General features: G+C 37.3%; 13 protein-coding genes and 1 other annotated feature. Of the genes, 7 read left to right on the top strand and 6 right to left on the bottom strand.

Annotation, left to right across the window (positions count from 1 at the left end):
- The first annotated feature begins 692 nt into the window (after positions 1 to 692).
- On the top strand, positions 693 to 1,631 hold the full coding sequence (locus C9J31_RS03930; RefSeq protein WP_107925308.1) for a beta-ketoacyl-ACP synthase III: 939 nt from the start codon (positions 693 to 695) through the stop codon (positions 1,629 to 1,631).
- A 30-nt stretch (positions 1,632 to 1,661) separates the two neighbouring features.
- Positions 1,662 to 2,903: a beta-ketoacyl-ACP synthase II gene (gene fabF / locus C9J31_RS03935; protein WP_107947325.1), complete on the top strand. Its 1,242-nt coding sequence runs from the start codon at positions 1,662 to 1,664 to the stop codon at positions 2,901 to 2,903.
- A gap of 577 nt (positions 2,904 to 3,480) precedes the next feature.
- Here the strand turns inward: fabF and C9J31_RS03940 are convergent.
- A complete protein-coding gene (locus C9J31_RS03940; protein ID WP_107925310.1) occupies positions 3,481 to 3,801 on the bottom strand; it encodes a hypothetical protein in 321 nt (106 codons plus the stop codon).
- A gap of 11 nt (positions 3,802 to 3,812) precedes the next feature.
- A complete protein-coding gene (gene trpS / locus C9J31_RS03945) occupies positions 3,813 to 4,802 on the bottom strand; it encodes a tryptophan--tRNA ligase (protein ID WP_107947321.1) in 990 nt (329 codons plus the stop codon).
- 168 nt (positions 4,803 to 4,970) lie between these two features.
- Positions 4,971 to 5,204 (bottom strand) — a binding site (T-box leader).
- A 470-nt stretch (positions 5,205 to 5,674) separates the two neighbouring features.
- Here trpS and spxA point away from each other — a divergent pair.
- The 4 genes from spxA to pepF all read left to right on the top strand — a co-directional run bounded on the left by spxA (position 5,675) and on the right by pepF (position 10,484).
- The gene (gene spxA / locus C9J31_RS03950; RefSeq protein WP_024362527.1) at positions 5,675 to 6,070 is read left to right on the top strand and encodes a transcriptional regulator SpxA; all 396 of its coding nucleotides are present in this window, start codon (positions 5,675 to 5,677) and stop codon (positions 6,068 to 6,070) included.
- 431 nt (positions 6,071 to 6,501) lie between these two features.
- Positions 6,502 to 7,170 (top strand): adaptor protein MecA, encoded by a 669-nt coding sequence (gene mecA / locus C9J31_RS03955; protein ID WP_054768173.1) that lies wholly within the window; start codon positions 6,502 to 6,504, stop codon positions 7,168 to 7,170.
- Between the two features lie 173 nt (positions 7,171 to 7,343).
- The gene (locus tag C9J31_RS03960; protein WP_107947319.1) at positions 7,344 to 8,462 is read left to right on the top strand and encodes a competence protein CoiA; all 1,119 of its coding nucleotides are present in this window, start codon (positions 7,344 to 7,346) and stop codon (positions 8,460 to 8,462) included.
- Between the two features lie 204 nt (positions 8,463 to 8,666).
- Positions 8,667 to 10,484, top strand: coding sequence for an oligoendopeptidase F (gene pepF, locus C9J31_RS03965; RefSeq protein WP_107947317.1), 1,818 nt, complete (start codon positions 8,667 to 8,669; stop codon positions 10,482 to 10,484).
- A gap of 1,033 nt (positions 10,485 to 11,517) precedes the next feature.
- On the opposite strand, the gene C9J31_RS03970 is transcribed toward pepF, so the two are convergent.
- The 4 genes from C9J31_RS03970 to C9J31_RS03985 all read right to left on the bottom strand — a co-directional run bounded on the left by C9J31_RS03970 (position 11,518) and on the right by C9J31_RS03985 (position 14,410).
- The gene (locus C9J31_RS03970) at positions 11,518 to 12,327 is read right to left on the bottom strand and encodes a DsbA family protein (RefSeq protein WP_107947315.1); all 810 of its coding nucleotides are present in this window, start codon (positions 12,325 to 12,327) and stop codon (positions 11,518 to 11,520) included.
- Positions 12,320 to 12,727: a globin domain-containing protein gene (locus C9J31_RS03975; RefSeq protein WP_010858110.1), complete on the bottom strand. Its 408-nt coding sequence runs from the start codon at positions 12,725 to 12,727 to the stop codon at positions 12,320 to 12,322. Before C9J31_RS03975 ends, C9J31_RS03970 begins: the two co-directional genes overlap by 8 nt.
- A gap of 262 nt (positions 12,728 to 12,989) precedes the next feature.
- A complete protein-coding gene (locus tag C9J31_RS03980; RefSeq protein WP_107925314.1) occupies positions 12,990 to 13,781 on the bottom strand; it encodes a lytic transglycosylase domain-containing protein in 792 nt (263 codons plus the stop codon).
- Between the two features lie 38 nt (positions 13,782 to 13,819).
- Positions 13,820 to 14,410, bottom strand: coding sequence for a CYTH domain-containing protein (locus C9J31_RS03985; protein WP_107947313.1), 591 nt, complete (start codon positions 14,408 to 14,410; stop codon positions 13,820 to 13,822).
- Between the two features lie 207 nt (positions 14,411 to 14,617).
- Here C9J31_RS03985 and C9J31_RS03990 point away from each other — a divergent pair, with 207 nt between their 5' ends.
- Positions 14,618 to 15,001 carry a UPF0738 family protein gene (locus tag C9J31_RS03990; protein ID WP_054768169.1) on the top strand — a complete coding sequence of 128 codons (384 nt, stop codon included), beginning with the start codon at positions 14,618 to 14,620 and terminating at the stop codon, positions 14,999 to 15,001.
- Positions 15,002 to 15,034: the final 33 nt, after the last annotated feature.

Here is a 15,034-nt window from a genome sequence, read left to right on the forward strand (position 1 = left end):
AATCGGTGGTATACTCTCTCTGCCGCCAATTGGTTGATACAATAGGGCGAATACAAATGCCCAATCAACCATCGGAACCCTTGATTATTCTATGTTTTGAAGTGAAAGACTTAGCATTAGTGAATAGAAAAGAAACATGGCGAATTTGTCACAACAATGTGACCAAATAGTATAACGAGAGCACTGAAAAAGTCCATAAAATGAATTTTAGCCATGGCTTTTTCTTCGATTTCGTTGCGCCGGACGCTTTCTTGGGGGCGAACCTTGAGCCGCATCGTTGCTAACGCTCCTGGAGCCCTAAGCAGATTATCAATTTTACATCAAAAAATAGCATTTCACTTTTGAGACAGCCAAAGAGTGTGAGTGTAGACAAACTTGGCATAATCGAGTTTGCCTACACTCTTTTTTTAGAAATTACAAAAAGAGGATTGGTTAACGTGAACACACGGTCTCCATTTATTATGTCGAATCTATATTTTTAAAGTAATAGATGTTTTGGATTTTAATTTATAATTTTATCCATAAATACGTTATTTTTTAGCATGGCATTGTTAAAGAACATAAGCCTAAGCACTTGATAACACTAGCTTTAAAGCATAAATTGTAATTCATCTTGCACCCTTCCTTCATTATGCGTTATAATTATGACCAGTTACTAATAATTGATAGTAAGAAAGCAGAGGGGTTGCTATATGAACGCAGGTATTATAGGGTTAGGCAGATACGTTCCAGAAAAAGTCGTTACGAATTTTGACTTAGAAAAAATTATGGACACGTCGGATGAATGGATTCGAACTCGTACAGGAATTGAAGAACGTCATTTTGCTGAAGAGAATCAGGAGACTTCGGATCTGGCAGTAGCTGCTGCTAAAGATGCTATTGCGAAAGCAGGTATTACGCCTGAGGAGATAGGACTAATACTTGTAGCAACTGTAACACAAGATCAAAATTTTCCAAGTGTAGCATGTATGGTTCAGGAGCAAATTGGTGCAGTAAATGCAGCGGCGATGGATCAGGCAGCGGCTTGTGCAGGATTTATATATAGTTTAGTGACAGCCAAGCAGTTTGTAGAAACAAATGCTTATAAATACGTCTTAGTAGTAGGTGTTGAAAAGCTGTCGAAAGTGATTAATTGGGAAGATCGTAATACGGCTGTATTATTCGGTGATGGTGCAAGTGCTGCTGTTGTTGGGCCGGTTTCAGAAGGCAGAGGGATTTTATCTTTTGAGCTCGGAGCAGATGGAACAGGCGGAAAAAATCTGTGTTTAACACAGCAACAGACGATTGCCATGAATGGCCGTGAAGTTTTTAAATTTGCAGTACGCCAAATGGGTGAATCTGCTTTGAATGTGTTAGATAAAGCTGGTTTAACAAAAGAAGATGTGGATTTCTTAGTGCCACATCAAGCGAATATACGTATTATGGAGTCTGCACGTGAACGTCTCGACTTACCACTTGAAAAAATGTCGAAAACGATTCACAAATATGGTAATACATCGGCAGCATCTATCGGAATATCATTGGTAGAAGAGCTTGAAGCAGGTAAAATAAAAGATGGTGACTTACTAGTACTTGTTGGTTTTGGCGGTGGCTTAACTTGGGGTGCCGTTGCAATGAGATGGGGAAAATAATAACGATAAATGCTTGAGGGGAGTAAGACAATGAGTAAACGACGAGTAGTAATTACAGGAATTGGCGCAGTTACACCACTAGGAAATAGCATCGAAGAAACATGGGCAAACATTAAAGCTGGAAAATCTGGTGTTGGGGAGTTAACACGTTTAAACAAAGATTTATTCGCAGCTAAAATTGCCGCAGAAGTAAAAGACTTTGATATTGAAAAGTATATTGAACGTAAGGAAGCCCGTAAAATGGATCGCTTTACGCATTATGCACTTGCAGCTTCCATCATGGCTATGGAGGACGCACAGCTTACAATTGATGAAGAGCTAGCACCGCGCGCAGGCGTGTGGATTGGCTCTGGTATCGGTGGAATGGAAACGTATGAACAGCAGTTTTTAACGTTCCAAGAACGTGGAGCAAGACGTGTAAGTCCATTCTTTATCCCAATGATGATTCCAGATATGGCATCAGGTCAAGTGTCTATCCATTTCGGAGCTAAGGGTATTAATTCTTGTTCTGTAACGGCTTGTGCATCTGGCACAAATTCAATTGGAGATGCTTATAAAGTAATTGAACGTGGCGACGCAGATGTTATGATTTCAGGTGGTGCAGAGTCACCAATCGTCACAATGGCAGTTGCAGGTTTCTGTGCAAATACAGCATTGTCTTTAAATACCGATGCAACAACCGCTTCACGTCCATTTGATAAAAACCGCGATGGCTTTATTATTGGTGAAGGTGCAGGGATTGTTATTTTAGAAGAGTATGAGCACGCGAAAGCTCGCGGAGCAAAAATTTATGCTGAAGTGCTTGGCTACGGCTCAACTGGTGATGCTCACCATATCACTGCTCCAGCACCAGAAGGTGAAGGCGCAGCACGTGCGATGAAACAAGCATTAGCTGATGGAGGTGTAGAACCTTCACAAGTTGGCTATATTAATGCACACGGAACAAGTACACCTTATAATGATTTATTTGAAACACAGGCAGTAAAATCAGCCTTTGGTGAACATGCTTATAAACTGGCAATGAGTTCTACAAAATCAATGACAGGTCACTTACTAGGGGCAGCTGGTGGTGTCGAAGCGATTTTCACAGCGCTTGCGTTAAAAGAGGGGATTTTACCACCGACAATCAATTTAACAGAGCCAGACCCAGAATGTGATTTAGATTATGTGCCAAATGAAGCCCGAGAAGCAAATATCGAATACGCGATGAGTAATTCTCTTGGATTTGGCGGTCATAACGCTAGCCTACTATTTAAAAAATGTGAAGAATAATCAAAAACGTTAGCCTATAGGTAAACTCTGTAAAGATTGAGTTTACCTATAGGCTTTTTTATTGCGCGACGAACTGCTAGCGCTTCGAGCATGAGTTTGGCTCATTCTTATGCAGAAATCTCGTTGTTTCTTCTATTAAACAGTTTAGAGTGGAATGTTCGTTTACGTATTCAGTTTATTGAAGTTTAGAGTGACCGCCAGCTGAACGCCCTGTCAGCAGTGAAATCACCGTTCTTATGCATCCCGATTATGAAAAAAAGCCTGTAACCAAATCTGAAATTCTTCAAGTTTGTCTACAGGCTGACGTATTTTTTATTCACTTTGAGAATAGATGATAAATAAGAAGAAATAGAAAGGATGCCGTCTACTTGTTCCGTCTCTTTTTATTTTTAATGAGCTATGGCTTAATGATACTTTCAATAGGAAATCTCATATTGTACTTGAATTACCGCACACTCGGTTATTCATGGTCCGTTGTTTTTAAGTTTATGGTTCATACAACGGAATTTTATTTGGCAATCGGAGCCTGCATTGTGTTATGCGGTGTTATACTTGACTTTGGTTTTGAGCGAACATCCTAATCTAAAAGATACGGAGAGAAAGTCACTTTAATTCCTAGTTCAGTTGCTACCTGTTGAGCCAAAATTGTACCTTGCTCATCATGTTTTTTTGCCAAATGTTCCATACCTTCAATGAATGAATCTGTTTCAAGATTAATCCATTCACCAAAGTTACACATCCATGATGTTAACTCAGTTAGCAAATGTTCATTTAATGGAAAGTTCTCTAATTCTAAATTGGCAAGACACTGACCACACCATAGAGGATCAGCACCAAAGTCACCTTCTAAAATAAGTGTTTGTATTGGCTTTTTACAAAGTTCGCATAGCATAGACATAGACAAACCTCTTAGCGACGTGAACGGCCTAAGCCCATTGCTTCTTCCATACGTTTTAATGTTGCACTGGCAATGGTATTTGCTTTCTCTGCACCTTCATCTAAAATGATGTCCAATTCAGACGATTCTACGAGATGATAGAACTTCTCTTGAATTGGTGTAAGATGGTCGATAACCGCTGTGGCCACACCTTGTTTGAAGCCGCCATAGCCAATTCCTTCGTATTTTTTAACTAAATTGTCGATAGCTACACCTGAAATTGCTGATTCGATAGTCAGTAAATTTGAAACCCCAGGTTTATTTTCTACATCAAACGCCACAATACCATCAGAGTCAGTTACGGCAGATTTAATTTTTTTCTCAATATCTTTTGCAGAATCTAAAAGTTTAATTGTTGCTTTTGTATTTGGATCAGATTTACTCATTTTTTTCGTAGGCTCTTGTAAAGATTTAATACGCGCACCTGCTTTTGGTAATTGAATTTCAGGAATTGTTAATACATCACCATAACGTTTGTTAAAGCGCTCTGCAAGATCTCGTGTTAGCTCAATATGTTGTTTTTGGTCATCGCCTACAGGGACAATGTTTGTATTGTATAATAGAATATCTGCAGCCATTAAAGGTGGATAAGTTAAAAGAGCTGCCGAAACGGTTTCTTTGCCATGTGATTTATCTTTGAATTGAGTCATACGCTCTAACTCGCCGATAGAAGCAACACATTGTAAAATCCAGCCCGCTTGTGCGTGAGCAGATACTTCTGATTGGATGAATAAAGTAGATTTCTGTGGGTCAATACCCGTTGCTATATACATAGCAGCTAAGTTACGAATGTTTTGACGCAACTCTTTAGGGTCTTGTGCGACCGTAATGGCATGCTGGTCAACGATACAATAAATTGCATTTCCTTCATCTTGTAATGCAGGGAATTGCTTGAATGCCCCGAGATAGTTCCCTAATGTTACAATACCTGTTGGCTGAACGCCTGAAAAAATAGTTGTCATAATAATTTCCTCCTTCGAGTTAGCAAATAATTTTCGACTCGGCATCATCAAAAATTTTGATTAAACCTTCAATTACGGACGGATAGCCACTGTGCTATCGGGTAGAGCGTCCAAATGAATACTAAATATCATAAAAAAACATCATGCGTCCTCATTAGTTTTTTCTAATGAAGGGACGAATGATGTTAGTATCCGCGGTACCACCCAGCTTGCCTAAAAAGGCCACTCTACTTCGTAACGTGAAGGGACGAGCTTTGCTAGTAGTCAATCGTGCACATACTTGAACGTTCGCAAAACTAACTCGGAAGTCCATTCCAAACGCATGCACGATCTGTTTGCAGCAACCACAGACTCTCTAAACGTGCACATTGCATTTGTACTACTCTTCGTCAGCGTTTTTAATTATTGCAAAAATTATATTATAAAGAGTTAGCTAATTGCAAGCTTAGAAAATCAGACTTTTAGCGGTGTTTTTTTTATGAAAAAAACTTTATGCTAGTTATGCTGTGTTTTTATGTAAAAAAGCAACCTTTATTATAAGCGATACGTCTTAATTGTACACGTCAAATTGACATTATTCTCGTTTAAATTTTATAAATGAGAATCAACAATAGAAATAAATGAATGTTTAAAATCGCTGATAAGTGGGAATATTATTATTAGTTCATTGGACACCTTTCAGAAATTAGCTACTTTCAAGCTATAGAAATAGACAGAATATTTCGCGATAAGGTCATTCTTTTTTTCATTGGAACTATATTCAAACACAGCTGAGTGCTGTATAATGAATATGTAGCTTTACATTACATTAATTCTAATTTAACAAACTGGTTATAGATAACGATTACAAACAGAAAGGATGTGTCAGTATGATAGTAACTTTATTTACATCACCAAGTTGTACATCTTGCCGAAAAGCGAAAGCATGGTTGGAGGAGCACGAAATCCCATATACCGAGCGAAATATTTTTTCTGAACCATTAAGCATTAGTGAAATAAAAGAAATTTTACGCATGACGGAGGATGGGACGGATGAAATTATTTCAACGCGTTCTAAAATTTTCCAAAAACTGAATGTGGATGTAGAAAGCTTACCATTACAACGTTTATATGAGTTAATTCAAGAATACCCTGGATTATTACGTCGTCCAATCATCTTAGATGAAAAACGATTACAAGTAGGATACAACGAAGATGAAATTCGTCGATTCTTACCACGTAAAGTGCGTGCTTATCAATTACAAGAAGCACAGCGTATGGTGAACTAATATCAATCTATTCTGCATATAATGTATTAGGTGTTGCAAATGCAAAAAGCATGTTGTGACATCTATTTTTTTATGCTTTACTTATGTAAAATCCTTCTGTACAAGCTATAATATTTAATAGGGGAAAGTCATATATTTCCGTAAAAGTATGTTAAACTTGATTTTAGCTAAATAGTTTACTACAATTTCAATAATTCAAATATCTTTTGTGAAATGGTGTATATCCTTTTCATTTTATGAAAGAACAGCATACAATAGAATTAGAGACAACTGAACTGTAAATTCAATGATTTCAGTTGCTCGATGATTTATTGTGGTGTAGTCAAAGGTTGAAAAACAAAGGAGTATGAAGGTTAAAAACAATGAATCAAAGCATACTAATGAAATAATACTGTTTTTCGACAAATGACAGTGAAGGGAGATGAAGTCTAGTGGACATCGAACGTGTAAATGAAAATACACTCAAGCTCTTTATAACGTACAATGATATAGAGGATCGCGGCTACAGTCGTGAAGAAATTTGGTACAACCGAGCAAAGGGTGAACAACTTTTTTGGGATATGATTGACGAAGTAAATACAGAGGATTATTTTGATGTGGAAGGTCCGATTTGGATTCATATCAATGCGTCTGAAGTTGGCTTGGAGATCATTGTCACACGTGCACATATATTAAAAGACGGTGAAACATTAGATGGTCATTCGCATTTTGATGAACACAAGGAGATGTTTGCCCCATTTGACGAAGTTGGAGAGGATCTTCTCAGTCAACTAACTCAATTCGGTGACATTGATGAGTCAGAATTATTTATGGATACAGATATTTATGTTTATAAATTTAAAGATATTGATGAGTTAATCCCTGTTGCTAAACGTATAACAGACGAATTAGTGGATTCCTCATTATTCAAATATGAAGATTGGTACTATCTAGTTGTAGACTTCACGAATGCCGATGACGATTTAAATCGCCATGATAAAAATGCGGTCATTAAAGAATTTCTAAGCCCATCAAATTTCACGATACATCGCCTTGAAGAGTATGGCGACAAGATTATGGAATATGATTGCTTTGAAACTATTCGGAAATATTTTATCTAAATGATTCAAGCCTCTGAGATTATTCAGAGGCTTTTTTTGTGGCTAGTCATCAAGGTTGAAGTAGAATGATTTTGAGACAGAACATGGCAAATATTAAATTTGGAAAAAAAACCGATATATTTTGGTAAACCATGAAATTTCATTTTACAATTGGACAAAAAGGAGACAGTTTTATGCTTTTCGCCTATACAGAGCATGGAGAACCTTTTATGTCTTATCAACATTCGAGACAAGCACTTAAACGCTATCGCCGTATTTCAAAATTTTTTTGCCCTCAATGCCAGCAACCTGTTCAGTTGAAAATTGGTACTGTCAATATCCCGCATTTTTCACATATTGCACATCAAAGTTGTGAACGATTATTTGCAGAAGGTGAATCTATGCTCCATCTACAAGGTAAAATTCAATTGTTTGAATGGTTGAACAAGCAAGGTTATGCAGTAGAGCTAGAGCCATATATAAAAAAACTATCTCAACGCCCAGATATTCTTGTGACGAAAGAGCATCAACAAATAGCAATTGAGTTCCAATGTAGCACTATCTCACATGAAAAATGGCAGTTGCGTACAGCAGGATATAAAAATATGCATATTCAAGCATTGTGGCTTTTTCAAACACCTCAGAAAAATCTTACCTCACAGGATATCATAAAAGTTACTATTCCTCCCATTAGGCAAAATGCTATAAATTATACATCCAAAAGTTTACCTTATTTATTGACCTATGATGCGCATTCAGCAAGGTTTAATTATTGGGCGAATCTTCTTTATGTTCATGGGAACACTTTTATAGCGAAAGTACAATATGTGCCGATTACAAAACAGCTCTTTCCGTTTTATGTGCCCAAGCCGATTACAAGAGAAGAATTCCGTTATTATTGGCAACTCTATAAAAGGATTTGTATGCAGTATGTCTATCAAAGATTAATACGTAGTAAAAAAGGCGTGCAGGATTTATTTCTACGAAGTTGTTATGAGCTGCACTTTTCGCTTGAGACAATGCCTATTTATGTTGGATTACCTGTTAAAAATGCTGCATCAATTCCGATTTTTTCAATCGAATGGCAAACGATTTTACACCATTTTTGCAGGCTAACTCAATTGCAGCTTCATGAATTAAGCAAGGAAAATATTCAACTTTTTCTTAGTCAGCTTAGTTTGCAGACGACAAACGAGGCAGTTCAAGCTGTGAAAAATTATTGTAACCTGTTTGAAAGATGGTCTCACAGCAACGATCACTTTCCAGATATTTGTGAGCAAGTTTACTCACATTTATCTAATATAAACGACTAATATGTTCGCACCTTGAATACGAAAAGTTAGTAGATGTTTATGTGTGAAACCAAGTGTCAGTAAGTACCTGGTTTTGATCAATTAGTAATTCTCAATGAGGTGCAAAACCCTCAAGATTAAAGGGTCACTTTATTTGCAATTGCCACAATATACTGAGAAAATATGAGAGTACAGGTAAAACTAACATATAGAGGGGGCTGGCATATGGCTAGTAACAGCAATCAGGTTTTAATGAGAAATGAAATACCAGAAGAGTTAACTTGGCGCTTGGAGGATATTTTTGCAACAGATGCGCAATGGGAAGAGGAGTTAAAAGAAGTCGCAGCATTTGCAAAAGAGGCACCTAGTTATGCAGGTACTTTAAAAAATGGTGCAGACGCCTTATTAGCAGTGCTAACGTATTACGATCAAATTTATGAGCGCACTATGAAGCTCTATACTTATGCCCATATGCGTTATGACCAAGATACAACAAATAGCTTTTATCAAGATATGAATAGCCGTATCCAAACATTAGCGACAAATATTTCAGCTGCCCTATCATTTTTAACGCCAGAAATTTTATCATTAAGTGAAGATACAATTGAAAGCTACTTAGCAGAAAATAAAGAATTACAATTATATACACAATCTTTAAAAGAGATTACCATGGCACGTCCGCATGTATTACCTACTGAACAGGAAGCTCTACTTGCACAAATGGCGGAGGTAACAGGCACAGCATCGAATACATTTAGTATGTTGAACAATGCGGATATGGACTTCCCAAAAGTGAGAAATGAAGATGGGGAAGAGGTTCAACTCACACATGGTAACTATATTAAGTTTTTAGAAAGTACAGATCGTAGTGTGCGTGAAGCGGCATTTAAAGCAATGTACGAAACATATGGTCATTTTAAAAATACATTTGCTTCCACTTTAACAGGCAACGTGAAAAAACATAATGTCAATGCACGAATTCGTAATTATGATTCTGCTCGACATGCGGCAATGTCGAATAATTTTATTCCAGAAAATGTGTACGATCAATTAGTGGAGACGATTCACAAGCATTTACCTGTGATGCAACGATATATTGCCTTGCGTAAAAAGATGTTAGGCGTGGATGAATTGCATATGTGGGACTTGTTCACACCACTTGTACAAGAAACAGACATGAAAATGCCGTATGATGAAGCGAAAGACATTTTGGTGAAGGCTTTAGCACCACTTGGGCAAGAGTATCAGAATATCGTACAAAGTGGTCTGGATCATCGCTGGGTAGATGTCAAAGAAAACAAAGGGAAACGTAGTGGGGCTTACTCATCAGGTGCCTATGGTACGAATCCCTATATCTTAATGAACTGGCAGGATAATGTGAATAACCTATTTACATTAGCACATGAGTTTGGACATAGTGTTCATAGTTATTACACGCGTAATAACCAGCCGTTTGTCTACGGAGATTATTCCATTTTCGTGGCAGAAGTGGCGTCGACATGTAACGAGGAGCTATTAAACGATTATCTACTTCAAACAATTGAAGATCCTCAACAAAGGATTTATTTATTAAACCATTGGCTTGATGGCTTCCGCAGTACAGTTTTCAGACAAACAATGTTTGCAGAGTTTGAACATTTAATTCATCAAATGGATCAAAATGGAGAGTCTTTAACATCAGAACGTTTAACCGAAGTTTATTTTGATTTAAATAAGCAATACTTCGGCGAAAATATGGTCGTAGACGAGGAAATTGGCTTAGAGTGGGCGCGTATCCCACACTTCTACTACAATTACTATGTCTATCAATATGCAACAGGAAAATCTGCGGCAACTGCATTAAGTAAACAAATTCTTGAAGAGGGTGCACCGGCTGTGGAACGTTATATTAATAACTTCCTAAAAGCAGGTTGCTCGGATTTCCCGATTGAAGTATTAAAAGCAGCAGGTGTTGATATGAATGCGGCGAAACCAATTGATGATGCTTGTAAAGTATTTGAAGAACGTTTAAATGAACTAGAAAAATTATTGTTAAATAATTAATTTTTAGTGGCTGTAGTAATTTTACTATAGCCACTTTTTATATGGAGTAAAAATTATGTTCATCAATAAATTTAAAGAATAATGATTTTCTTAGATTTCTAAATGAAAAAAAGTATCCATCTTGAAAAAATACTGTACTGTAATCGCTTTCTATTTGACAAATTTGTGAATCTAGAGCATGTTTCATTGCTTAATTTATTATTCCATGATAAAGTGATTCTTGTGAAATAAATCACAAAACAAACATACACCCCTTTGTTTGAACGTGAACATTTCTCCCATCCCCTTTGTGAAAAAGAGGCGTCTCTATCTGTCGAGGATAGTGGCGTCTCTTTTATTTTATCCCGCATTCACGGTCAGTAAGCCGCCCATCCCAAGTGTAAAGTTGAGAAAGATGAGAACGAGTTAGCTAAGAGGGCGAACAACTGACCGTAAAAGCCCGATTGGTTCAACTACCAATCAGTGGAGAAGAGGAAAACCCCACTGATTGAAGTTTCACGTTATCCCGCATTCACGGTCAGTAAGCCGCCCATCTCAAGTGTAAGTTGAGAAAGATGAGAACGAGTTAGCGAAGAGGGCGAACAACTGACCGTAAAAGCCCGATTGGTTCAACTCCAATCAGTGGAGAAGAGGAAAACCCCACTGATTGAAGTTTCACGTTATCCCGCATTCACGGTCAGTAAGCCGCCCATCTCAAGTGGAAAGTTGAGAAAGATGAGAACGAGTTAGCGAAGAGGGCGAACAACTGACCGTAAAAGCCCGATTGGTTCAACTACCAATCAGTGGAGAAGAAGAAAACCCCCACTGATTGAAGTTTCACGTTATCCCGCATTCACGGTTAGTAAGCCGAACATCCCAAACGGCTCATCGGATGCCTCCAGGAAAGCGCCCAGTCGGAACGGAAGTCAACCCCATGTTACGGTGATGAACTTAGATTTTTACTATTTAATTCAAAGTAATTGAAATAAAAAAAGGATAGGGACTCATCAATTGTGCTTGAGTCCCTATCCTTTTAAAAGGTAGTATAATTGCATTATTTTGTACGCCAGAGTGTAGCGTGATCTGTTTGAATACGTTCAATTTTTTGTTGCAGCATGCGTTTTTTTAATTCACGTTCAGCTGATTGTTCCGTTAATGAATAGATAAAGGCTATTTCATTTGTAGATAGTGTATGGTATTTCAGAAATAGTTCTTCAATTGTTGGTAATGGTTGACGTAGCAGTTGTTCATCCATCATTTCTTGTAATATATGCTCGTAAACTTCATAAGTGTAGCTACCACTAACTTTTAGTCCCTCATCTTCAATGCACTCATTGAAAAATACGATACTAGGAACTTCATCTACTTCCATTTCACGTTTAATATATAAATCACATTGGAAGGCGCGTGCAGCTTCTTTAGAACCGAAATCTACAGTAAATTCATTCATATCTAATTGAACATCCTCTGCAATTTTTAACAGAGTCGCATAGGAATTTACATCTTCATGATTCAGAAAAACATATTCTTGTAATTTAGACAAATAACGAGCTCCTGCACGTTTTCCCTGTAACTCTGCTGCTTTGATAGCAATAGACGGTAAAACAGGATGGTTGATGTCGAGCTCTATGCCAGATTCACAGCCTTTTGTACGCTTGCTCAGGCAATTAAGGGAAGAAAGCTCTGTGCTTAGTACAAAGCGCCATGTGAAATAATGATTATACTCTAGCTGTAACTTGCGAATAACTGCTTGCATACTGAAAGCTTCAGGACAAAGTGGATCTACGAAAATATACAATTCAATTGGCTTATTGGCAGTAGAAATCGTAGGAGCTGGCTCTTGTAGCATTTGAATATTATTCACGTAATAATTCCCCCTCATCGTCATTAGGTGTATTAATCATGTGATGAGCTGTTAATACTAAACGTTGATAATAAGTTTCACGGAACTTTCCTTCCAAACCAACTTCGTCCATTGCTTCAGCCATGCATTCAAGCCAAGCTTGTGCACGATCAGGCGTAATGGCAAAATTCATGTGACGTGCACGCATCATTGGATGTCCATGTTCTTCAGTAAAAAGATTTGGTCCCCCTAAATACTGTGTTTGAAATTGAATTTGCTTACGGGCTGTTTCAGTTAAATCTTCCGGAAAGATTGGAATAAGATCAGGATGCTGAGCGACTCTTTTATAGAACGCATGTATGAGTTCTGAAAGTTTTTCAGCTCCCAGCTCCTCATAAGGAACAGTGTATTTTCGACTCATAGGTAAATGCTCCTTTAATTCTTTATATGAAGTATATCGTAAAGTACGAATCAATTTATTGGTATGACAAATTGACTGTTTTATAGATTTTGAATTTGTTCATCAGGAAAATGTGAATTTCTTGTGACTACCTTCATTCTATCAACGTCTTTTCGTTTACACAAACAAAGAGCTCTCGATAAGTTTTTCGCTAGAAAAACACAAATTTCACCATCAAGGGTGAAATTTGCTGAGAAAGGCTGAAAATATAGCTTTTATGCGATTAAGCTGTGAAGTAATTCATCACTTTTTTGACATAATTCTGCGTTTCTTTAAAAGGTGGAACACCACCATATTTTGTCACACGTGAAGCGCCAGCATTATAGGCTGCTAAGGCTAGAGATGGGTCGTTATCGAATTTATCGAGCATTTGTCGTAAGTATTTGGCACCTGCCATAATGTTTTGCTCAGGATCGAAGGCATTTGTAACACCTAAATATTGAGCTGTTTTTGGCATTAACTGCATTAAGCCTTGGGCACCTGCACGACTGACAGCAGTAGCATTAAAATTAGATTCTTGTTTTATAACGGCAGCGATTAGTTTCTCGGGTACATTATACGTTGTTGCGGCCTTTTCAATGATTGAAGCAAATTTGCTTGCTCCTGCAAGCGAATTTGCATAAGCAGTTGAGCCAATCACATCATCAGAAACGTAGGTATCTAACTTTGTGCTAGATTGGCTATTTGCTAATGCTGCATAAACAGATGCAGGAATATAGACTGAATTAGAACCTTTATAAAGTAACGATTGAATGGCCATATTTGACATATTGCCAGATGTGCTAGTTAAATTACCAAGCTGACTCATGATATCTGAAGTGTTTGAAGAAGAGCTCATCCCGAGTAGACTCGATAATTCTGCACTGCTAGCTGTTGAAGCATCGCCGAGCAACTCCCCAATCATATCTGAAAAGATAGAATTGTTGTCTGTTAATGCGTTCGATGAGCTTTCCGTAGAACCTAGTGTTTGCAGTGCTTGAATTTCAAGTAAAGTCTTTAATGATTGGATATCCAAGTAGTTGGTCACCCTTTCTTTCTGCTATTAAGCAATCGTTATTGTTTTTTATTTGCTTGCAATGCTTTCATAAAGCGTGCAATTTTTTTATCTGCAACTTGTTTTTTTATACCATATTGTTGTAGAAATGCGTCGAACATTGCATTTCCTTTTATGACATCATTTGATTCATATTCTACCTCATAATCGTCACACTGCAAATAGAAAGAATGATCAAATACAAGAAGTCCGCCTTTATAAGGGATTTCGACACGGTCCGTTGTGAGAGAACCAAATACTTTTAATTTATCTAAAGGGATATCGTAGTTCGCCAATCTTTTTGCTACTTCTGGAGCAAAAAAGCCCTCTCCATTCAGCATTTTCTGCGCTTGCTCAGCACTCAATTCATCCGTTGTTTCAAGGTGTTCATGCTCTGCTGTCCTTTCTTTTAAGGTACATTCATAATAGTCATTAATTTGTCGAATGCGTAGCCCACTTTTTAAATGTCGAATTTCATATTGCGGTGTGTCGAAATAATGATTTGTTTGACGATGAATAGCATCGTCGTGAATATGGAAGTCTTTTAACAATTGCTCGTATTGTTGTTTTGTTAAGAGATTTTTAAATTCAATTTCAAGTTGTTGTGACATTTTTTTTTCACCTTTACTGTTTATTTTTTTAGTACTAGAAAGGACTTGAAATGCACATCCTTTCAGCCAGTGCCAGTCGCGTACTAACGCTCGCGAATGCTCTTTTTGTAATAGAAGTTTGTAAGGGGTTTTAACAATTACACACTGCAACTATTTACCCCATATGCTAAAATAAGAGGAAGAGTAAGACGAAAAGGGGACCTTCAAGTGCGTAAAATTTATACGATAGAATTATTTAATTTTGAAAATCAGCAACTTCATTTTAGTTTAAACGACAATGACTTAAATTTACAGTTAAAGCCTGCAGCACAATTGATTGCAGATTCGGATGATTTTGCATTTATCTATTTACTCGATGCAGGGGAAGATTATCATTACTTGCGTTTCCCTACCAATAGTTGGGAAAATCTTGTACATATTTTACAGACAAAGCAAAATCCAATGTTACATGTAGGAGAAGAAGTGATGGAACTTACGAACTTCTACGAAGAATTGGAAATGCTCGTGTATAATATTCAAGGAAATTACAATTATGGAGCAGAATTTGTTCAAGCAGTGGAACAACACTTCAAGGCAGTTCTCGCTGAATAAAAAGACAAAACGAACAGACGGTGTTAGTTTTGT

It is taken from the genome of Lysinibacillus parviboronicapiens (assembly GCF_003049605.2).
Taxonomy (GTDB): domain Bacteria; phylum Bacillota; class Bacilli; order Bacillales_A; family Planococcaceae; genus Lysinibacillus; species Lysinibacillus parviboronicapiens.